The sequence below is a fragment of the Streptomyces sp. BK340 genome, from assembly GCF_007827595.1.
In the GTDB taxonomy this organism is placed as follows: Bacteria; Actinomycetota; Actinomycetes; order Streptomycetales; family Streptomycetaceae; genus Streptomyces.
Window position 1 is genome coordinate 227,905 of the sequence record NZ_VISR01000002.1, and the last position, 21,323, is coordinate 249,227.

Annotated in this window: 16 protein-coding genes; 15 read left to right on the top strand and 1 reads right to left on the bottom strand. The window is 72.3% G+C overall.

What is annotated here, in order from left to right; genetic code table 11:
- Positions 1–58: 58 nt before the first annotated feature.
- From FB157_RS04425 to FB157_RS04445, 6 genes are all read left to right on the top strand, one after another.
- Complete coding sequence (locus tag FB157_RS04425) at positions 59–2,887, top strand: FAD-binding and (Fe-S)-binding domain-containing protein (protein WP_145876139.1); 2,829 nt, start codon at positions 59–61, stop codon at positions 2,885–2,887.
- Positions 2,884–3,660: a metallophosphoesterase gene (locus FB157_RS04430; protein WP_145876141.1), complete on the top strand. Its 777-nt coding sequence runs from the start codon at positions 2,884–2,886 to the stop codon at positions 3,658–3,660. The genes FB157_RS04425 and FB157_RS04430 overlap by 4 nt, the downstream gene beginning before the upstream one ends.
- 53 nt (positions 3,661–3,713) lie before the next feature.
- The gene (locus tag FB157_RS04435) at positions 3,714–4,838 is read left to right on the top strand and encodes a peptidoglycan bridge formation glycyltransferase FemA/FemB family protein (protein WP_145876143.1); all 1,125 of its coding nucleotides are present in this window, start codon (positions 3,714–3,716) and stop codon (positions 4,836–4,838) included.
- 123 nt (positions 4,839–4,961) lie between these two features.
- The gene (locus FB157_RS48210) at positions 4,962–5,093 is read left to right on the top strand and encodes a hypothetical protein (protein WP_261386163.1); all 132 of its coding nucleotides are present in this window, start codon (positions 4,962–4,964) and stop codon (positions 5,091–5,093) included.
- 97 nt (positions 5,094–5,190) lie between these two features.
- A complete protein-coding gene (locus FB157_RS04440) occupies positions 5,191–7,146 on the top strand; it encodes an ABC transporter ATP-binding protein (protein ID WP_261386164.1) in 1,956 nt (651 codons plus the stop codon).
- Between the two features lie 129 nt (positions 7,147–7,275).
- Positions 7,276–8,214 (top strand): DMT family transporter, encoded by a 939-nt coding sequence (locus FB157_RS04445; protein WP_145876145.1) that lies wholly within the window; start codon positions 7,276–7,278, stop codon positions 8,212–8,214.
- A gap of 103 nt (positions 8,215–8,317) precedes the next feature.
- Here the strand turns inward: FB157_RS04445 and FB157_RS04450 are convergent, their stop codons facing one another.
- On the bottom strand, positions 8,318–9,061 hold the full coding sequence (locus FB157_RS04450; RefSeq protein WP_145876146.1) for a class I SAM-dependent methyltransferase: 744 nt from the start codon (positions 9,059–9,061) through the stop codon (positions 8,318–8,320).
- A 919-nt stretch (positions 9,062–9,980) separates the two neighbouring features.
- On the opposite strand from FB157_RS04450, the gene FB157_RS04455 reads away from it, so the two are divergent.
- The 9 genes from FB157_RS04455 (at position 9,981) to FB157_RS04495 (ending at position 21,275) form a co-directional block, all read left to right on the top strand.
- Positions 9,981–10,775, top strand: a complete 795-nt coding sequence (locus tag FB157_RS04455) for a TIGR03084 family metal-binding protein (protein WP_145876781.1) — start codon at positions 9,981–9,983, stop codon at positions 10,773–10,775.
- Complete coding sequence (locus FB157_RS04460) at positions 10,772–12,448, top strand: acyclic terpene utilization AtuA family protein (RefSeq protein ID WP_145876148.1); 1,677 nt, start codon at positions 10,772–10,774, stop codon at positions 12,446–12,448. The genes FB157_RS04455 and FB157_RS04460 overlap by 4 nt, the downstream gene beginning before the upstream one ends.
- Positions 12,445–14,043: an acyl-CoA carboxylase subunit beta gene (locus tag FB157_RS04465; RefSeq protein ID WP_145876150.1), complete on the top strand. Its 1,599-nt coding sequence runs from the start codon at positions 12,445–12,447 to the stop codon at positions 14,041–14,043. Before FB157_RS04460 ends, FB157_RS04465 begins: the two co-directional genes overlap by 4 nt.
- 5 nt (positions 14,044–14,048) lie before the next feature.
- Positions 14,049–15,896 (top strand): biotin carboxylase N-terminal domain-containing protein, encoded by a 1,848-nt coding sequence (locus FB157_RS04470; RefSeq protein ID WP_145876152.1) that lies wholly within the window; start codon positions 14,049–14,051, stop codon positions 15,894–15,896.
- 7 nt (positions 15,897–15,903) lie between these two features.
- Positions 15,904–17,094, top strand: a complete 1,191-nt coding sequence (locus FB157_RS04475) for an acyl-CoA dehydrogenase family protein (protein WP_145876154.1) — start codon at positions 15,904–15,906, stop codon at positions 17,092–17,094.
- Positions 17,095–17,125: 31 nt separating this feature from the next.
- The gene (locus FB157_RS04480) at positions 17,126–18,694 is read left to right on the top strand and encodes a 4-coumarate--CoA ligase family protein (RefSeq protein ID WP_145876156.1); all 1,569 of its coding nucleotides are present in this window, start codon (positions 17,126–17,128) and stop codon (positions 18,692–18,694) included.
- On the top strand, positions 18,691–19,428 hold the full coding sequence (locus FB157_RS04485; protein ID WP_145876158.1) for an enoyl-CoA hydratase family protein: 738 nt from the start codon (positions 18,691–18,693) through the stop codon (positions 19,426–19,428). The genes FB157_RS04480 and FB157_RS04485 overlap by 4 nt, the downstream gene beginning before the upstream one ends.
- Positions 19,416–20,021 (top strand): TetR/AcrR family transcriptional regulator, encoded by a 606-nt coding sequence (locus FB157_RS04490; protein WP_145876160.1) that lies wholly within the window; start codon positions 19,416–19,418, stop codon positions 20,019–20,021. The genes FB157_RS04485 and FB157_RS04490 overlap by 13 nt, the downstream gene beginning before the upstream one ends.
- Positions 20,022–20,243: 222 nt before the next feature.
- Entirely contained in the window at positions 20,244–21,275 is a 1,032-nt protein-coding gene (locus FB157_RS04495) for an isopenicillin N synthase family oxygenase (RefSeq protein ID WP_145876161.1), read from the top strand.
- The last annotated feature ends 48 nt before the right edge of the window (positions 21,276–21,323 follow it).

A 21,323-nucleotide genomic window follows, 5' to 3' on the forward strand; every position in this document is an offset into this window, starting at 1 on the left:
CCTGCGGGGCTGTGGAAAAGTTACGGTGACTGTGCGTGATCGGATGCATCCTGGACGCATGACGGATCTTTCGGGCCTGGAGGCGGAACTGCGCGGGGTCGTCCGGGGCGAGGTCGGCTTCGATGTCACCGCCCGGGCGCTCATGACCATGGACGCGTCCAACTACCGGCGGGTCCCGGCGGGGGTGGTGGCCCCGCGGGACGCCGAGGACGTGGCGGCGGTGCTGGAGGTGTGCCGGGTACGCGGAGTGCCGGTGGTGGCGCGCGGCGGGGGCACCTCGATCGCGGGGCAGGCGACCGGTACGGGCGTGGTGCTGGACTTCACCCGGCACATGAACGGCCTGCTGGAGCTGGACCCGGCCACCCGCACGGCCGTCGTCCAGCCGGGTCTGGTCCTCGACCGCCTCCAGGAGGCCGCGGCCCCGCACGGCCTGCGCTTCGGCCCCGACCCGTCCACCCACGGCCGCTGCACGCTCGGCGGAATGATCGGCAACAACTCCTGCGGCTCCCACTCGGTCGCCTGGGGGACGACGGCGGACAGCGTCCGGGAGCTGTCCGTCATCACCGCGCGCGGCGAGCGGCTGCGGCCGGGCCAGGACTGGGCCGGAGCGCCGGACGGACTGCGCGCCCTGGTGGAGGGCGACCTGGCCCGTCTGCGCACCGGCTTCCCCGACCTGCCCCGCCGTATCTCCGGATACGCCCTGGACGCCCTGCTCCCCGAGAAGGGCGCCGACGTCGCCCGCTCCTTCTGCGGCTCCGAGGGCACCCTCGGCATCCTCACCGAGGCGGTCGTATCTCTGGTGGAGGCCCCACGGGCACGGGCCCTCGCGGTGCTGGCGTACGGCGACGAGTCCGGCGCCGCAGAGGCCGCCGCCGGACTCCTGCCTCTCGGACCGCTCACGGTGGAGGGCATGGCGGCCGACCTGGTCCGCTCGCCGGCCGGGCTGCCCGGGGGCGGCGCCTGGCTCTTCGTGGAGACCGGCGGGCGGACACCGGCCGAGGCGCGTGTGCGTGCGGAGGCGATCGTCCGCGCGGCCGACGTCGTCGACTCCCTGGTGGTCACGGACCCGGCGGCCCAGCGCACCCTGTGGCGCATCCGCGAGGACGCTTCGGGCACGGCGACCCGCATGCCCGACGGCAGCGAGGCCTGGCCCGGCTGGGAGGACTGCGCGGTGCCCCCCGCCCGGCTCGGCCCCTACCTCAGGGACTTCCGGGCCCTGCTCACCGACCACGGCCTGCGCGGCACTCCCTACGGCCACTTCGGCGACGGCTGCATCCACGTCCGCATCGACTTCGACCTGCTCACCGAGGCGGGCGTCGGCCGCTTCCGGCGCTTCTCCGAGGAACTGGCCGACCTGGTCGTCGCCCACGGCGGCTCGCTGTCCGGGGAGCACGGCGACGGCCAGGCCCGCGCGGAGCTGCTGCCGCGGATGTACGGCGAGGAGACGGTGCGGCTCTTCGAGCGGGCCAAGGCGGTCTGGGACCCCGACGACCTCCTCAACCCCGGCATGCTGGTCCGCCCGGCCCCGCTCGACACCAACCTCCGCTTCTCCGTCCTGCCCCGCCGCCCGGTGGACGTGGCCTTCGGCTACCCGGCCGACGGCGGCGACTTCGGCGCGGCCGTCCGCCGCTGCGTCGGCGTCGCCAAGTGCCGTACGACCACGGCCGCCGGGCCCGCCGTGATGTGCCCCTCCTTCCGGGCGACCGGCGAGGAGGAGCACTCCACCCGCGGGCGGGCCCGGCTGCTGCACGAGATGCTCGCGGGTGAAGTGGTCACGACGGGCTGGCGCTCCACAGAGGTCCGGGACGCCCTGGACCTGTGCCTGTCCTGCAAGGGCTGCCGCTCGGACTGCCCGGTGGGCGTCGACATGGCCACCTACAAGGCCGAGTTCCTGCACCACCACTACGAGGGCCGCCGCCGCCCCGCCGCCCACCACACGATGGGACGGCTGCCGCTGTGGCTGCGCTGGGTGGCACGGACGCGCACGGCCCCACTGCTCAACACACTCGCGTCCGTACGTCTGCCGGCCCGGGCAGGCAAACGCCTGGGCGGAATCGCACCGGAACGGCAGATCCCGAGGATCGCCCGGGAGCCGTTCACCCGCTGGTGGCGACGGCGGAAGCGGCGCACCACGGGGGACCTGGTCGTCCTGTGGCCGGACACCTTCACCGAGCACCTCTCGCCCTCGGTCGGCCAGGCGGCCGTCCGGGTGCTGGAGGCCGCCGGCCTCAGGGTGGTCCTGCCGCCGTCGCGCCCGCTCGGCGGCGCGGTCTGCTGCGGCCTGACCTACCTCTCCACCGGCCAGCTCGACCGGGCCCGCGCGGTGCTGCGCCGCACCCTGGACCTGATGGAACCGGTGCTGCGCCGGGGCACCCCGGTCGTCGTCCTCGAACCGAGCTGCGCGGCCGCCCTCCGCGGCGACCTGCCGGAACTCCTGCACGACGACCCGCGAGCGCCCCGGCTGGCCTCGTCGGTCCTCACCTTCGCCGAGGCACTCGAACGGCACGCCCCCGACTGGACCCCGCCCGCCGTCGACCGCCCGGTCGCCGGCCAGACCCACTGCCACCAGCACGCGGTCCTCGGCGACACCGCCGACCGCGGCCTGCGCGCGTCCGCCGGCCTGACCGGCGAGCTGAGCGGCGGCTGCTGCGGACTCGCGGGCAACTTCGGCTTCGAGAAAGGACACTTCGAAGTGTCGAAGGCGTGCGCGGAGGAGCAGCTGCTGCCCTCGGTACGGGAGGCGCCGCAGGGCGCGGTGATCCTGGCGGACGGCTTCTCGTGCCGCACCCAGCTGGAGCAGCTGGCGGGGGTGCGGGGGCGGCACATGGCGGAGGTGCTGGCGGAGGGCCTGGAGAAGAAGGAGAAGGAAACGGGGGCCGGGAAGTGACCGGGGAATACGACCGGCTGGCGGTCCTCTCGGACATCCACGGGGTACTCCCCGCCCTGGAGGCGGTCCTGGCAGAGCCCGAAGTGGCCGCCGCCGACCGCATCGTCCTCACCGGGGACATCACGGCGGGCCCCCAGCCGGCCGAGGTGCTGGACCTGCTGCGGTCGCTGGGTGAGCGGGTGCTGTGGGTCGGCGGGAACGCGGACCGGGAGCTGGTGGAGTACCGGCGGGGCGAGCGCACGGAGATTCCGGACCCCATCGGCCCCTTCGCGGCGCGGGCGCTGCGTGAGGACCAGGTGGACTTCCTGGCCGCGCTGCCCGGAACCCTCACCCTGCGCGTCCGCGGTCTGGGCAAGGTGCTGTTCTGCCATGCCACCCCGCGCGACGACGAGGAGGTGGTGCTGGTGGACTCCCGCCTCGAGCGCTGGGCCGAGGTCTTCTTGGGCCTCGACCCGGGCATCGGCACGGTCGTCTGCGGTCACACCCACATGCCGTACGTCCGCCTGGCCCACGGTCGTCTGGTGGTCAACCCGGGCAGCATCGGCATGCCGTACGGCCGTCCGGGCGCCCACTGGTGCCTCCTGGGCCCCGGCGCCGATCTGCGCATGACGCCGTACGACATACCGGGGGCGGTGGCCAGGCTCACCGCCGAATGTGCGTACCCGGGGATCGCCGGCTGGGCCGACTTCTACCTGAACTCCCGGGTGACGGACTCGGAGGCGCTGACCGCGTTCGGGCCGAGGGACGGCAGGGAAGCCTCCGGGATTTCGTAGCGGCGGATTCGTAGGCTGGCGGAACCGAGCGACCCCGAAGGAGCCGAGTCCGCATGACATCCCTCCGCCTTCAGGCCATCAGCCGCGCCGAGCACCTGTCCTTCGTGGCCTCCCTGCCGTCGGTCAGCCACATGCAGCTCCCGTCCTGGGCCGATGTGAAGCCCGACTGGCAGGCGGAGAGCCTGGGGTGGTTCGACGGGGACGGGCGGCTGGTGGGTGCCGGGCTGGTGCTGTTGCGGCCGTTGCCGAAGGTGAAGCGGTATCTGGCGTACCTGCCCGAAGGGCCTGTCATCGACTGGCACGTGCCCGACCTGGAGCGCTGGCTGGAGCCGATGCTGGCCCACCTCAAGAGGCGCGGCGCCTTCTCCGTGAAGATGGGGCCGCCCGTGGTCGTGCGGCGGTGGAGTCCCGAGGCGGTCAAGGCCGCGATCGCCGACCCGGGCGCGCACCGGCTGCGGGACACGGAGCCGACGTCGACCGAGCCGCGTGCCGAGGAGCTGGCGGAGCGGCTGCGGCGTATGGGCTGGCGGCAGGCCGAGGCGGGCGGCGAGGACGGGTTCGCCGCCGGGCAGCCCCGGTACGTGTGCCAAGTGCCCTACGCCGGACGCTCGTTGGAGGACGTCCGGAGCGGGCTCAACCAGCAGTGGCGGCGCAACATCAAGAAGGCCGAGAAGGCCGGCGTGCAGGTCGTGCGCGGGGGATACGAGGACCTGCCGGTCTTCTACGGCCTCTACACGGAGACCGCCGAGCGCGACCGGTTCATCCCACGCCCGTTGCCGTACTTCCAGCGCATGTGGACGGCGCTCGCCGCCGAACACCCCGACCGGATGCGGCTGTACCTCGCGCGCCACGAGGGTGAGGTGCTCGCCGCGGCCACCATGCTGATCGTCGGCGGCCACGTCTGGTACTCCTACGGTGCCTCCACCAGCCGCAGGCGCGAGGTCCAGCCCAACAACGCCATGCAGTGGCGGATGATGGCCGACGCCCACGAACTCGGTGCCCACGTATACGACTTCAGGGGCATCACCGACACCCTGGAGGAGTCCGACCACCTGCTCGGACTGCTCCGCTTCAAGGTGGGCGCGGGCGGCGAGGCGGTGGAGTACGTGGGGGAGTGGGACTTCCCCCTCAACCGGCTGCTGCACAAGGCGCTCGGCGTCTACCTGTCCCGGCGCTGAAGCCCCCTAAGCAACTCCCAGGTATTCCAAGGGGAATCACAGAGCACCTGTGTAGCTTCTTCGGTGTCGGGAGCCGGACGCGGAATTCCCGGACCACCGAACTGCGAAACACTAGGAGTCGAAATGAGCTTCAAGAAGCTTGCCCCGCTGCCCCCGAAGCCCAAGTCGAAGCAGCTCCCGCCGCCGCCGAAGCCGAAGCCCAGGAAGCACGCGCACAAGCCGCTGCCCAAGCCGCTGCCCGGCCAGGACCACTGATCCTCCTCGTCCGGCGCTGAAACGAAAGGGGCCGATGGTGCACCGTCGGCCCCTTTCGTCTGTTCATTCGGGAAGGTGATCCAGAAGGGAATTCGTGATGGATGACGAGGGTGAGGAATTCGAGTACGGCACCCCGGCCATTCCCGCTCGCACAGCGTTCCGCCGTTTCTGGCCGCTGACCGAGGGACTCAGGAAATGGCTGCTGCTCGTCTGGGTGTGCACGGTGCTCGCCGCGCTCGCCGAGACCGAGGCCATCCTGCTCTTCGGCGACCTCACCGACCACGCCCTGCAGAAGGGCTCGCTGGCCGCGTTCTGGAGTCCGGCCGTCAAGTGGCTGGGCGTCGCCGTGGTCGGCGCACTGATCGCCTACACGGGCAACTCCCTTGCCGCGTGGGCGACCGAGCGCTTCGTGATGCGGCTGCGCGAGCACGTCTTCGACCATGTCCAGCAGCTGCCCCCGCACTTCTTCCAGCGCCACCGCCAGGGCGATCTGCTCTCCCGCCTGACCAGTGACGTCGAGGCCATCGAGACGATGGTCGTGTCCGGCCTGGTCGGCGCCGCCTCGGCCGCCTTCTCCGCCCTCTTCTACGCGGCCGCCGCGTTCTGGCTGCGCTGGGACCTGGCCGCCGCCACCTTCGTCCTCGCGCCCCTGTTCTGGCTGGCCGCCCGCCGCTTCTCCGGCTCCATCAAGGACGTCTCCCGCGAGGGCCGGGTCGCCGACGGCGCGATCACCTCGGTCGTCGAGGAGTCCCTCGGCAACATCGTGCTCACCCAGGCCTACGACCGCCGGGACGCCGAACGCCGGCGGCTGGGCGAGGAGGCGAACGCCTGGTTCCGTGCCTCGGTCCGTTCGACCCGGCTGGGCGAGGCCTACGAGCAGCTCGTCCAGGTCATCGAGACGGTCTGTGTGCTGGCCGTGATCGGCATCGGCGCCTGGGAGATCTCCACCGGCCGGATGACCCTCGGCCAGCTCCTCGCCTTCGCCGCGTTCCTCGGCTACCTGTACCCGCCCGTACGGGGCCTGGCCCAGCTCGGGCTCACGGTCACCGCGGCCACGGCGGGCGCCGAGCGGCTGATCGAGATCCTGGACGTGCGGCCCTCGGTCACCGACCCCCGGCGGGGCACGGAGACCGGACGCCCGGACGGCACGATCGAGGTCCGCGACGTCTCCTTCCGCTACCCGGGCGCCGACCGCACGGCCCTCGAAGGCCTGTCCTTCACGGCCGGCCCCGGCGAACTGGTGATCGTCACCGGCCCGAGCGGCGCCGGAAAGTCCACGGTCTCCAAGCTCCTGCTCCGCTTCTACGACCCGGACGCCGGCGAGGTCCTGCTGGACGGCGTCCCCCTGCGCGACTTCCCGCTGGCCCGCCTGCGCGAGTACGTCACCCTCCTCCCGCAGGAGACCCTGGTGCTGCACGACACGGTCCGAGCCAACATCGCCTGCGGTCGGCCCGGCGCCAGTGACCAGGCCATCGAGGAGGCGGCGCGGGCGGCCGACGCACACGACTTCATCGTCCGGCTCCCCGACGGCTACGACACCAGGGTCGACCCCAACTCGGCCCGGCTGTCCGGCGGCCAGCTCCAGCGCCTGGCCATCGCCCGCGCGATCCTGCGCGACGCCCCGGTCCTGGTCCTGGACGAGCCGACCACCGGTCTGGACGCGATGGCCGCCCGCCGGGTGGTCAAGCCGCTGCGCCGCCTGATGGCCGGCCGCACGACGATCATGATCACCCACGACCTCAACCTCGCCCCCGACGCCGACCGCATCCTCGTCGTGGACCGCGGCCGCATCGTCGAGACGGGCCGCCACGAGGAACTGCTCGCACGGGGCGGGGCCTACGCGCGGCTGCACCGCTCGCAGAACAACGCGGTGACGGACACGGCCGAGCTGCGACTGCCGCTGTTCGAGGAGGCACAGCCGCCCGCTTCGGCGCCGGTGCACGAGTATGCGCCGGTCCAGCAGTACGGCTACGGCTACGGCTACGACCCGTACCCCGCCCAAGCCGCACCATGGCCCCAGCCTGCGCATGAGGACCCCTGGTCCGGCATCTGACCCCCACGCATCTCAGCATCCAGGACAGCTACATAAAGGGTTCACACTCCTGACGAGGTCTATTACCCTGGACTCGGTAGTACATCGAGATGAACAAGATCTGATCCGAGCCAGCCCCCAGGACCGCCCGTGAGCACCCCCAGCGCCACCGCACCCTCGACGCAGCACGCGCCCGCACCCTCAGGTGGCGCCCCGGGCCGTCTCGGCTCGCTCGGACCCGTCGGGCTGGTGCTGGCCGGCGGGATCTCGGTCCAGTTCGGCGGTGCGCTCGCGGTGACCCTGATGCCGAGGGCCGGCGCACTCGGCGTCGTCACCCTGCGGCTTCTCGCGGCGGCCGTGGTCCTCCTGGTGGTCTGCCGGCCCCGGCTGCGCGGCCACTCGCGCACCGACTGGGGCACGGTGGTCGTCTTCGGCATCACCATGGGCGCGATGAACGGCCTCTTCTACGAGGCGGTCGCCCGCATCCCGCTGGGCCCCGCGGTCACCCTCGAAGTCCTCGGCCCGCTGGCCCTGTCCGTCCTCGCGTCCCGCCGTGCGATCAACGCGGTGTGGGCGGGCCTCGCCCTGGCCGGCGTCTTCCTGCTCGGCGGCGGAGGCTTCAGCGACCTCGACCCCACCGGTGTCGCCTTCGCCCTGGGCGCCGGCGCCATGTGGGCGGCGTACATCGTCTTCAGCGCCCGTACGGGCCGCCGCTTCCCGCAGGCGGACGGACTGGCCCTCGCGATGGCCGTGGCGGCCGTGCTCTTCCTGCCCCTGGGCATCGCCGAGGCGGGCACCCGCCTCCTCGACCCCACCACCGTCGCTCTCGGCTCGGCGGTCGCGCTGCTCTCCTCGGTGCTGCCCTACACCCTCGAACTCCTGGCCCTGCGCCGCCTGCCCGCCTCCACCTTCGCCATCCTGATGAGCCTGGAACCGGCCATCGCGGCGACGGCCGGCTTCCTGATCCTCGGCCAGGCCCTGTCCGCCGCGGAGGCCGCCGCGATCGCCCTGGTCATCGCGGCGAGCATCGGCGCGGTGCGGACTCAGGTGGGCCGGGGGAAGGTCCGGGCACAGACGCCGGAGGCCTGACGCACACTCCGCGGCCGGGGTCGTCCGCCCGGCCGCTCCCGGGTCGGGGTCAGTCGCGCGCTCCCGCGCCGGGCTCGGTCACCCGGCTTGTGCGGCACCGCGCTCAGTCGTCCGCCTTCTCCCACACCGACACGTGCTGCCGGCTCTCGCTCGTGAACGGCTCCCTGCTCCAGCCGTCCCAGCGCTCGCGCAGCCGCAGCCCCGCGAGCCGGGCCATCAGATCCAGCTCCGCCGGCCACACGTACCGGAACGGGACGGACAGGTACGTGGCGTCGCCGTCCACCACCCGCACATGGTGCGAGCTCATCGACTGCGTCGCCACGTCGTACAGGTCGAAGCCCAGCCGCCCGTCCTCCACCCGGAACGGCACCGCGTTCTGCCCGGGCGGCAGCCGGCGCAGATCGGGCACCATGACCTCGACGACGAAGCGGCCGCCGGGCCCGAGATGGTGCGCGGCATTGCGGAAGCAGTCCACCTGGGCGTCCTGTGTCGTCAGGTTCATGATCGTGTTGAAGACCAGGTAGGCGACGGAGAAGTCACCGTCCACCCGCGTCGTCGCGAAGTCCCCGATCGTCACCCCGATCGCTTCACCGCCCGGCTTGCCCCGCAGCCGCTCCACCATCGCCCGGGACAGGTCGATGCCGTGCACCTCGACCCCGCGCCGCGCCAGCGGCAGCGCGATGCGTCCGGTGCCGATGCCGAGTTCCAGGGCCCGGCCGCCCCCACCCGTCAGCTCCGCCAGGAAGTCGACGGCCGGGTCCACGACCTCCGGCTCGAACATCTCCCCCGACGACTCGTCGTACCGCGCCGCGACTGCTTCTCCGAAGTAACCGTCTTCATCAAGCACCGGCCGACGGTACTGCGGCAACGGCCCGCCGTGCCCGTGGTTTTTCCGGGGCGGCCGGAAGGCCATGGAACTGAGCACACCTGATCATCCGTCAAGGGACGCGCACAAAGGGTTCAATCTCCAAGCCGACTTCGAGAACCCCGACCACGCCGCACAGCGAAACCCACGCAGACTGGGTATCGAATGACCTCCTCCATCGACGACCCCATCCGACTCTGCCCGCCGCCGACTTCGCCCCCCTCCGTCGACTGGGCGGCGGTAGAGGCCCGACTCGGCATGCCGCTCCCCGCGGACTACAAGCGACGACCCCCGGCTGGTCCGGTACGGCGAGTGGGCCGAGTCGTCCGAGCAGCTGCCTCGGGACCGTTGCCGCGGCGGGCCCCGGGCCCTCCTCGACCTCGACACCGACCGGGAGGTGGCCGCGCACGAGGCCGCCCGGCGATGGGACGACTGGGCGAGCTACGCGGTCGGCCACCCCCCGGCGCTGCCCCCCGGCCCCTACCTCGACCGGGCCTACCTCGATCCGCTCGGCTACCCAGAGCGGCGTGCCCGGGCCGAGTACGCCTCCCAGCCGCTGATCCGGGCCATCCTCGAGGACCCGGAGCTGGCGGATCGCTTCCCGTACGACCCGATCCGCCACTTCGGCCCCGACCGGGAGGTGTACTCGGCTGACGGCGGAGCGGACGTGCTGCCCACCCCCGCCCTGCTCACGCTGGACGGCCGGTGGGTCGAGTGCGGCGGACCGGACTACCGCCGGGAGTTCAACGCCTACCCCGACGCCCGAGACGATGGTGGTCAGGGTGCTGTACCGCTCGTAACCACCCGGAGGCACCCCGCGCGAGTTGACGGGCCGAGCCGCGGAAGCAAATTAATGCAAGCACGCTTGATTGTTTCTCGTGCCGCTGCCATGCTCCCTGCCATGGCCGACCCGACGCCCGTCATCGACGACCTGCGTGCCGAAAGCGACGAACTCGACTTGCTGGTAGCTGAGTTGAGTACCGAGCAGTGGGGGCTTCCGACTCCCGCGCCCGGCTGGACCGTCGCCCACCAGATCGCTCACCTCGCCTGGACCGACCGCTCGGCGCTGCTGGCCGTCACCGACGCCGACGCCTTCCAGGCGCTGGTCGAGAAGGCGCTCACCCGTCCCGGTTCGTTCGTCGACGAGGGAGCGGAGGAGGGCGCCCGGCTCCCGGTCGCGGAGCTGCTGTCGACGTGGCGCGCGGGACGCACCGCCCTGGACACGGCTCTCCGCGAGGCGCCGGCCGGCGGCCGTTTCCCCTGGTACGGCCCACCCATGTCGGCCGCCTCCATGGCCACCGCCCGGCTCATGGAGACCTGGGCCCACGCACTGGACGTCGCCGACGCCCTGGGTGTGGTGCGCCACCCCTCCGACCGGCTCCGGCATGTGGCCCGGCTCGGGGTGCGGACCCGCGACTTCGCCTTCGGGGTGCACGGACTGACTCCGCCGGCCGAGGAGTTCCGTGTCGAACTGACCGCGCCCTCCGGCGCCCTGTGGACGTACGGCCCCGAAGGCGCCCCGCAACGCGTCACCGGCCCCGTCCTCGACTTCTGCCTCCTGGTCACCCAGCGCGCGAACCGCGCCGACCTCGCTCTCCACGCAGAGGGTCCGGACGCCGACCGCTGGCTCGGCATCGCGCAGGCCTTCGCGGGCCCGCCCGGCACCGGCCGCCCGCCCAAGGAGGACGGCCGGTGAACCCGTTGCGCATCGGCAACTTCTCCGGCTTCTACGGCGACCGCGCGGACGCCCTGCGCGAGATGCTCACCGGCGGCGAGGTCGACGTCCTCACCGGCGACTATCTCGCCGAGCTGACCATGCTGATCCTCGGCCGGCACCGGCTGAAGGACCCGGCCGCCGGATACGCACGCACCTTCCTGCGGCAACTGGAGGACTGCCTCGGCCTCGCCCACGAGCGCGGGGTGCGGATCGTCACCAACGCGGGCGGTCTGAATCCGGCCGGACTCGCTGCCGCCGTGACGCAGTTGGCGGACCGGCTCGGCATTCCGGTGCGGGTCGCCCACGTCGAGGGTGACGACCTGACCGCCGGGTATCCGGGCGCCCTCGCCGCCCATGCCTACCTCGGCGGGTTCGGGATCGCCGAGTGCCTGCGGGCCGGTGCCGACGTCGTGATCACCGGCCGGGTGACCGACGCGGCGCTCGTCACCGGGCCCGCCGCCGCCCACTTCGGCTGGCAGCCCACGGAGTACGACCGCCTCGCCGGGGCCGTCGTCGCCGGGCATGTGCTGGAGTGCGGGACACAGGCGACCGGCGGGAACTACTCCTTCTTCCGCGAGGGTGACGTACGCCGTCCCGGCTTCCCGCTCGCCGAGATCCACGCGGACGGCAGCAGTGTCATCACCAAGCACCCCGGCACCGGCGGCTTCGTCGACGTCGGCACGGTCACCGCGCAGCTGCTCTACGAGACCGGTGGCGCCCGGTACCTCGGCCCCGACGTCACCGCCCGGCTGGACACCGTACGGCTCAGCCAGGAGGGACCGGACCGGGTACGGATCGAGGGCGTGCACGGGGAGGCGCCCCCGCCGACGCTCAAGGCCGGGCTCAACCGGCTCGGCGGCTTCCGCAACGAGGTCGTCTTCGTACTCACCGGGCTCGACATCGAGGCCAAGGCGGATCTCGTGCGGGAGCAGCTGGGCGACGCGCTCGCCAAGTCGCCGCCCACGGAGGTTCGTTGGGATCTCGTCCGCACCGACCGGGCCGACGCGGACACCGAGGAGACGGCCAGCGCACTGCTGCGGCTCGTCGTACGGGACCCGGACCAGCAGGTCGTCGGGCGTGCGCTGAGCGGAGCCGCCATCGAGCTGGCACTGGCCAGCTACCCCGGGTTCCATGTGCTGGCGCCACCCGGAAAGGGCGCACCTTATGGGGTCTTCGAGGATGTGTACGTCCCCCATGAGGCCGTCGATCATGTGGCGGTTCTCCATGACGGGCGCCGGGTGAGTGTGGCACCGGCCCAGGACACCCTCGTACCCGGCGAAGCCCCCCAGCCACCGCTGCCCGAGCCCCTTCCACCGGGTCCTGTCCGCCGCGCTCCTCTCGGCCTCGTCGCCGGTGCCCGCAGCGGGGACAAGGGCGGGAACGCCAACGTGGGGGTGTGGGCAAGGTCGGGGGAGGCCTGGCGGTGGCTCGTCCACGAGCTGACCGTGGACAGGTTCCGGCAGCTGATCCCCGAGAGCCGGGAGCTGCCCGTCACCCGGCACGTGCTCCCGAACCTGCGCGCCCTCAACTTCGTCGTGACCGGCATCCTCGGTGCCGGCGTCGCCGCCCAGCACCGCTTCGACCCGCAGGCCAAGGCCCTCGGCGAATGGCTGCGCTCCCGCCACCTGGACATCCCGGAGGCCCTGTTGTGACCGTTCTCGAGACGGCCCTGGACACCCAGCACCCCGACTACCGGGCCAACCGCGAGGCCATGCTCGAAAGGCTCGCCGGCCTGGAGGCCGAGCACGCCAAGGCGCTCGCGGGCGGCGGTGAGAAGTACGTCCAGCGGCACCGGAAGCGGGGCAAGCTGCTCGCCCGCGAACGCATCGAGCTGCTCCTCGACCCGGACACCCCGTTCCTGGAACTGTCCCCGCTGGCCGCCTGGGGCAGCGACTACACGGTCGGCGCCTCCCTGGTCACCGGAATCGGCGTGGTCGAGGGCGTGGAGTGCCTGATCACCGCCAACGACCCGACCGTGCGCGGCGGTGCCAGCAACCCGTGGAGCCTGAAGAAGGCCCTGCGCGCCAACGACATCGCGCTCGCCAACCGGCTGCCCTGCATCAGCCTGGTGGAGTCCGGGGGAGCCGATCTGCCGTCCCAGAAGGAGATCTTCATTCCGGGCGGCGCCGTCTTCCGGGACCTCACCCGGCTGTCCGCCGCCGGCATCCCGACCGTTGCCGTCGTCTTCGGCAACTCCACCGCCGGCGGGGCGTACGTGCCCGGCATGTCCGACCACGTGATCATGGTCAAGGAGCGCGCGAAGGTGTTCCTCGGCGGGCCCCCGCTGGTGAAGATGGCGACCGGCGAGGAGAGCGACGACGAGTCGCTCGGCGGTGCCGAGATGCACGCGCGCGTGTCGGGCCTCGCCGACTACTTCGCCGTGGACGAGCAGGACGCCCTGCGCCAGGCCCGCCGGGTCGTCGCCCGCCTCAACCACCGCAAGGCGCACGGCGATCCGGGCCCGGCGGCCCCGCCCAAGTACGACGAGGACGAACTGCTCGGCATCGTCCCCGGCGACCTGAAGGTCCCCTTCGACCCGCGCGAGGTCATCGCCCGTCTGGTCGACGCCTCCGACTTCGACGAGTTCAAGCCGCTGTACGGGACGAGCCTCGCGACCGGCTGGGCAAGCCTGCACGGCTATCCGGTCGGCATCCTGGCGAACGCCCAGGGCGTCCTGTTCAGCGCGGAGTCGCAGAAGGCCGCCCAGTTCATCCAGCTCGCCAATCAGCGCGACATCCCGCTCCTGTTCCTCCACAACACCACCGGCTACATGGTCGGCAGGGAGTACGAACAGGGCGGGATCATCAAGCACGGCGCGATGATGATCAACGCGGTCAGCAACAGCAGGGTCCCGCATCTGTCGGTGCTGATGGGCGCGTCGTACGGCGCCGGCCACTACGGCATGTGCGGGCGGGCCTACGACCCCCGCTTCCTGTTCGCCTGGCCCAGCGCCAAGTCGGCCGTCATGGGCCCGCAACAGCTCGCGGGCGTGCTCTCGATCGTCGCCCGGCAGTCGGCGGCGGCGAAGGGGCAGCCGTACGACGAGGACGCGGACGCGGCCCTGCGCTCCATGGTGGAGCAGCAGATCGAGTCCGAGTCGCTGCCGATGTTCCTGTCCGGGCGGTTGTACGACGACGGCGTCATCGACCCGCGCGACACCCGCACCGTCCTCGGCCTGTGCCTGTCCGCGATCCACACCGCCCCCTACGAGGGCGCGCGCGGCGGCTTCGGCGTCTTCCGGATGTGAGGCTCATGATTTCGACTCTGCTGGTCGCCAACCGGGGCGAGATCGCCTGCCGGATCTTCCGCACCTGCGGTGAGCTGGGAATCCGGACGGTCGCCGTGCACTCGGACGCCGACGAGAACGCGCTCCACGCGCGCGTGGCCGACACGGCGGTACGGCTGCCGGGGGCGACGCCCGCCGAGACGTATCTGCGCGGCGACCTGATCGTGAAGGCGGCGCTCGCCGCCGGCGCGGACGCCGTGCACCCCGGGTACGGCTTCCTCTCCGAGAACCCCGAGTTCGCCCGCGCCGTCCTCGACGCCGGCCTGGTCTGGATCGGGCCGCCGCCGGAGGCGATCGAGGCGATGGCGTCCAAGACGCGCGCCAAGGAGCTGATGGGGATCGCGCCCCTGGGCGAGGTCACCGAGGCCGACCTGCCGGTGCTCGTGAAGGCGGCCGCCGGTGGCGGCGGGCGCGGGATGCGGATCGTGCGCCGCCTGGAGGAGCTGCCGTCCGCGCTGGAGGGCGCGCGCGCCGAGGCCGCGAGCGCCTTCGGCGACGGCGAGGTCTTCGTCGAGCCGTACATCGAGGACGGCCGCCACGTCGAGGTGCAGATCCTCGCCGACACCCACGGCACCGTCTGGACGCTCGGCACCCGTGACTGCTCCCTGCAGCGCCGCCACCAGAAGGTGATCGAGGAGGCTCCGGCACCGGACCTGACCTCCCGGCTCACCGAGGAGCTGTACGCGCTGGCCGTGCGCGCCGCCCGGTCCGTGTCCTACACGGGCGCCGGCACGGTCGAGTTCCTGGTCGCCGACGGCAGGGCCCACTTCCTGGAGATGAACACCCGCCTCCAGGTCGAACACCCCGTCACGGAAGCGGTCTTCGGCATCGACCTGGTCGCCGAACAGCTCCGCGTCGCCGAGGGCCACCCGCTCCCCGCCGAACCGCCCCGCGCACAGGGCCACGCCGTCGAAGCCCGCCTGTACGCCGAGGACCCCGCCCGCGACTGGGCCCCGCAGACCGGCACCCTGCACCGCCTCGCCGTACCCGCAGGCGTCCGCCTCGACACGGGCTACACCGACGGCGACACCATCGGCGTCCACTACGACCCGATGCTCGCCAAGGTCGTCGCGCACGCCCCCACGCGCGCGGAGGCGATCCGCAGGCTCGCGGGCGCGCTGGAGCGGGCGGAGCTCCACGGCCCGGTCACCAACAGGGACCTGCTGGTGCGTTCCCTGCGCCACCCCGAGTTCGTGAACGCCCGTATGGACACCGGCTTCTACGACCGCCACCTCACCGGCCTGACCGAGCCCGCACCCGCCCCGTACGCCCCCCTGGCCGCCGCCCTCGCCGACGCCCACGGCCGCTCCCGCTTCGGCGGCTGGCGCAACGTGGCGTCCCAGCCGCAGATCAAGCGGTACGAGATGGCGGGCGAGGAGCACGAGGTCCGCTACCGGCACACCAGGGACGGCCTCGCGGCCGAAGGGGTGCGGGTCGTGCACGCCGACGCGCGCAGAGTCGTACTCGAAGCGGACGGCGTGCGGCGCAAGTTCGACGTCACACGCTACGGCGACCAGGTGTACGTCAACGGATCCCGCCTCACCGCCCTGCCCCGCTTCCCCGATCCCACCGCCCAGCTCGCCCCCGGCTCCCTGCTGGCTCCGATGCCCGGCACGGTCGTGCGCATCGCCGAGGGCCTGGCGCAGGGCGCGGCCGTGCAGGCGGGCCGGCCCCTGATCTGGCTGGAGGCGATGAAGATGCAGCACCAGATCGCCGCGCCCGTCACCGGAACGCTCAGCGCCCTGCACGTCAGGGCCGGCCAGCAGGTGGAGCCGGGCATGTTGCTCGCCGTCGTACAGGAAACCTCTTCTTAGGAGCCCCATGACTCCCGTCATCGAGTCCGAAGAGCACAAGGCCCTCCGGTCCGCCGTCGCCGCCCTCGGCAGGCGTTACGGCCGCGACTACCTCACCCGCACCGTCGCCGAGGGCAAGCCCCTCACCGAACTCTGGTCCGAGGCCGGCAAGCTCGGCTACCTCGGCGTCAACCTCCCGGAGGAGCACGGCGGCGGGGGCGGCGGCATCACGGAACTCTCCATCGTCCTGGAAGAGCTTGGCGCTGCGGGTTCCCCGCTGCTCATGCTCGTGGTCTCACCCGCCATCTGCGGCACGGTGATCTCCCGCTTCGGCACGGAGGAACAGAAGCGCACCTGGCTGCCCGGACTCGCCGACGGCACCCGCCTCATGGCCTTCGGCATCACCGAGCCCGACGCCGGCTCGAACAGCCACCGCATCACGACCACGGCCCGCCGGGACGGCACCGACTGGCTCCTCAGCGGCCGCAAGGTCTTCATCTCCGGTGTCGACATGGCGGACGCCGTCCTGATCGTCGGCCGCACCGAGGACGCCCGCACCGGAAGCCTCAAGCCCTGCCTGTTCATCGTCCCGACGGACGCCGAGGGCTTCCAGAAGCACCCCATCGACATGGAGCTCGCCGCCGCCGAGAAGCAGTTCGAGCTGGTCCTGGACGACGTAAGGCTCCCCGCCGACGCGCTCGTCGGTGGGGGCACCTCCCACGCTTTCGGCAGTGGGGGAGAGGACGCCGGCCTGCTGCAGCTGTTCGCCGGACTCAACCCCGAGCGCATCATGACCGCCGCCTTCGCGATCGGCATGGGCCGCTACGCCCTCTCCAAGGCGATCGAGTACGCCCGCGACCGTACGGTCTGGAAGGCCCCCATCGGCGCCCACCAGGCGATCGCCCACCCCCTGGCGCAGGCGCACATCGACCTGGAACTGGCCCGGCTGATGATGCAGAAGGCGGCCCATCTGTACGACGCCGGCGACGACATCGGCGCGGGTGAGGCCGCCAACATGGCCAAGTACGCGGCCGGGGAGGCCTGCGTGAAGGCCGTCGACCAGGCCGTGCACACCCTCGGCGGCAACGGCCTCACGCGCGAATTCGGACTCGCCTCGTTGATAACTGCCGCACGCGTGGCTCGTATTGCTCCGGTGAGCCGGGAGATGATTCTCAACTACGTCTCCCACCAGACCCTGGGCCTGCCCAAGTCGTACTAGGCCGCAGCCGCAGCAGCCGCTTGGAGGAACCGTGTTCCGCAGCGAGTACGCAGACGTTCCGCCCGTAGAACTCCCCATCCACGAGGCCGTCCTGGGCCGCGCCGCCGAATTCGGCGACCAGCCGGCCCTCATCGACGGCACGGACGGCACCACCCTCACGTACGAGCAAGTGGACCGGTTCCACCGGCGGCTGGCCGCCGCGCTCGCCGACGCCGGCGTACGCAAGGGCGACGTCCTCGCCCTGCACAGCCCCAACACGATCGCCTTCCCGACCGCCTTCTACGGGGCCACCCGCGCGGGCGCCTCCGTCACCACCGTGCACCCGCTGGCCACACCCGAGGAGTTCGCCAAACAGCTCGACGACAGCGGCGCCCGGTGGATCGTCACCGTCTCCCCGCTGCTGGAGTCCGCCCGCCGGGCCGCCGAACTCGCGGGCGGCGTACGGGAGATATTCGTGTGCGACAACGCACCCGGACACCGCTCGCTGATCGACATGCTCGCCTCCACCGCACCCGAACCGGAGATCGACTTCGACCCGGCCGAGGACGTCGCCGCGCTGCCGTACTCCTCCGGCACCACCGGCGTCCCCAAGGGCGTCATGCTCACCCACCGGCAGATCGCCACCAACCTCGCCCAGCTGGAACCCCCCGTCCCGGCCGGACCCGGCGACCGCATCCTCGCCGTGCTGCCGTTCTTCCACATCTACGGCCTCACCGCCCTGATGAACGCCCCCCTGCGCAAGGGCGCCACGGTCGTCGTCCTGCCCCGCTTCGACCTCGAGACCTTCCTCGCCGCCATCGAGAACCACCGCATCACCGGCCTGTACGTGGCCCCGCCGATCGTCCTCGCCCTCGCCAAGCACCCGGCGGTCGCCCGCTACGACCTCTCGTCCCTGAAGTACGTCATCAGCGCCGCCGCCCCGCTGGACGCCGCCCTCGCCGCCGCCTGCGCCGAACGCCTCGGCCTGCCCCCGATCGGCCAGGCCTACGGCATGACCGAGCTGTCGCCCGGCACCCACGTCGTCCCGCTCGACGCCCTGCACCACGCGCCCCCCGGCACGGTCGGCAAGCTCATCGCCGGCACCGGGATGCGGATCGTCTCCCTGGACGACCCCGCCAAGGACCTCGCCGCCGGCGAGCCCGGCGAGATCCTCATCCGCGGCCCCCAGGTGATGAAGGGCTACCTCGGCCGCCCCGACGCCACCGCCGACATGATCGACGCCGACGGCTGGCTGCACACCGGGGACATCGGGCACGTCGACGACGACGGCTGGCTCTTCGTCGTCGACCGCGTCAAGGAACTCATCAAGTACAAGGGCTTCCAGGTGGCCCCGGCCGAACTGGAGGCCCTCCTGCTCACCCACCCCGGCATCGCCGACGCCGCCGTCGTCGGCGGCCACAACGAGGACGGCAACGAGATCCCGCACGCCTTCGTCGTCCGCCAGCCCACCGCCGCCGACCTCAGCGAGAACGACATCATGCTCTACGTCGCCGAACGCGTCGCCCCCTACAAACGCGTCCGCCGCATCACCTTCGTCGACACCGTCCCCCGCGCGGCCACCGGGAAGATCCTGCGCCGCCAGCTCAGGGAGCACACGTGAGCGCACTCGTCGGACGCACACGCGCGCGCGGCGTCGAAACCCTCAGCCTGGACTCCACCGGCACCCGCAACGCCCTCTCGGCCGCCCTCGTCGGCGAACTCGCCGAGGCCCTGACCGGCTGCGGCAAGGACCCGGACGTCCGCGCGGTCGTCCTCACCCACACCGGCACCACCTTCTGCGCCGGCGCCGACCTGCGCGACCCACCCGACCCGGACGCCTTCGTGGGCCTGCTCCGGCAGATCGTGGAACTGCCCAGACCCGTGCTCGCCCGGATCACCGGACACGTCCGCGCGGGCGGCCTCGGCCTCCTCGCCGCCTGCGACATCGCCGCCGCCTCCACCGCGGCCACCTTCGCCTTCACCGAGGTCCGCATCGGCGTCGCCCCCGCGGTGATCTCCCTCCCGGTGATCCCACGGACCGACCCCCGCGCCCTCGCCCGCTACTACCTCACCGGCGAACGCTTCGCCCCCGCCGAGGCCGTACGCCTGGGCCTGCTCACCACCGCAGCCGACGACGTCGACGAAGCCCTGGCCCCCGTCCTCGACGGCCTGCGCCGCTCCTCCCCGCAGGCACTGGCCGAGACGAAACAGCTGCTCACGGCTAGGGTGCTGGAGACGTTCGACCGGGACGCGGCCCAGCTGACCGCGCTCTCGGCCCGGCTGTTCTCCACCCCCCACGCCCGGGAGGGGATGACGGCCTTCCTGGAAAGACGGGATGCGGCATGGGTGGTGTGAGTACGGCGGAACGCGACCGCGTACCCAAGCAGGACCGCAGCCGGGCCACCCGGCAGCGGCTCCTGGAGGCCGCCGTGGCCTGCCTGGCCGAGCACGGCTGGGCAGGCTCCACCGTCTCCGTCGTAGCCGAACGCGCCGGCGTCTCGCGGGGCGCCGCCCAGCACCACTTCCCGACCCGCGAGGACCTGTTCACGGCCGCCGTCGAGTACGTGGCCGAAGAACGCTCCACCGCCCTGCGCGCGCTCTTCCCGGACGGCGCCGCAGACCGCCGCGCCGTCGTCTTCGCCCTCGTCGACCTCTACACCGGCCCCCTCTTCCGCGCCGCCCTCCACCTGTGGGTCGCCGCCTCCGACGAGGAGCAGCTGCGCCCGCGCGTGACCGAACTCGAGGCCCGCGTGGGCCGCGAGACCCACCGCATCGCCGTCGACCTGCTCGGCGCCGACGAGTCCCGCCCCGGCGTCCGGGAGACCGTCCAGGGCCTGCTCGACATGGCCCGCGGCCTGGGCCTCGCCAACCTCCTCACCGACGACACCGCCCGCCGCGAGCGCGTGCTTGCCCAGTGGGCGCTGCTGCTGGAGGAATCACTGGGCTGAGGCGACACCGGGCCGGCGGGGTAGTTGCGGGAGCGCGTTACCCTTGGGCCCATGCCTCCGATGCTCGTTCGCCGCCGCCACGTGGACTACGTGCGCGTCACGAGCATGGGCTGTCGGCCTTCCGCCTGACCCAGCCCCCTTATTTCTTTCTTTTGCGGCATTCCGGGCGCCGCCCCATCCTCGGTGGCCTGCCCGTGGCCCACACACCCTGTGGACGCTCCCATGACGACGCACTCCGCGACGACCCCGTCGTACGACCAGCTCCCGATCATCGACCTGTCCGCCGCCGACCGCGGCCCCCAGGCCCGTGCCCTGCTCCACGCCCAGCTGCACAGCGCCGCCCACGACGTCGGCTTCTTCCAGCTCGTCGGACACGGTGTGACCCCGGCCGAGACCGACGCCCTGCTCGCCGCCATGCGCGCCTTCTTCGACCTCCCCGAGGCCGACCGGCTCGCCCTCGACAACGTCAACTCCCCGCACTTCCGCGGCTACACCCGCACCGGCGACGAGCGCACCGGCGGCGCCCGCGACTGGCGCGACCAGCTCGACATAGGCGCCGAACGCCCCGCCCACGTCCCCGGACCCGGCGAGCCCCCCTACTGGTGGCTGCAGGGCCCCAACCAGTGGCCGGCCGCCCTCCCCGCACTGCGCACGGCGGCCCTGCACTGGATCGACAAGCTGAGCGCAGTGGCCCAGCGCCTCCTGCACGAGCTCCTCACCGCCATCGGCGCCCCCGCCGACTTCTACGACCCGATCTTCGGCGACCACGCCCACCCGCACCTCAAGCTCGTCCGCTACCCCGGCAGCGCGGGCGACGGCACCGACCAGGGCGTCGGCGCCCACAAGGACTACGGCTTCCTCACCCTGCTCCTGCAGGACACGGTCGGCGGCCTCCAGGTCCACCGCGAGGACGGGCTCTTCCACGACGTGCCCCCGCTCGAGGGCGCCTTCGTCGTCAACCTCGGCGAACTCCTGGAGGTGGCCACCAACGGCTACCTGATCGCCACCAACCACCGGGTGATCAGCCCGCCCGGAGCGACGGAACGCTTCTCGGTCCCGTTCTTCTACAACCCCCGCCTGGACGCCAGGGTCGAGCCCCTGCCCTTCCCGCACGCGTCGACGGCCCCCGGCATCACCACCGACCCGGCCAACCCCCTGTTCGCCGAGTACGGCTACAACGAACTGAAGGGCAAACTCCGGGCCCACCCACTGGTGGCGGAACGGCACCACGGGGACTTGCTGACACCCGCGTGATCAACTCCGCAGGGGTGCGGGGCTGTAGTCGATATGCGGCTCCGCCGC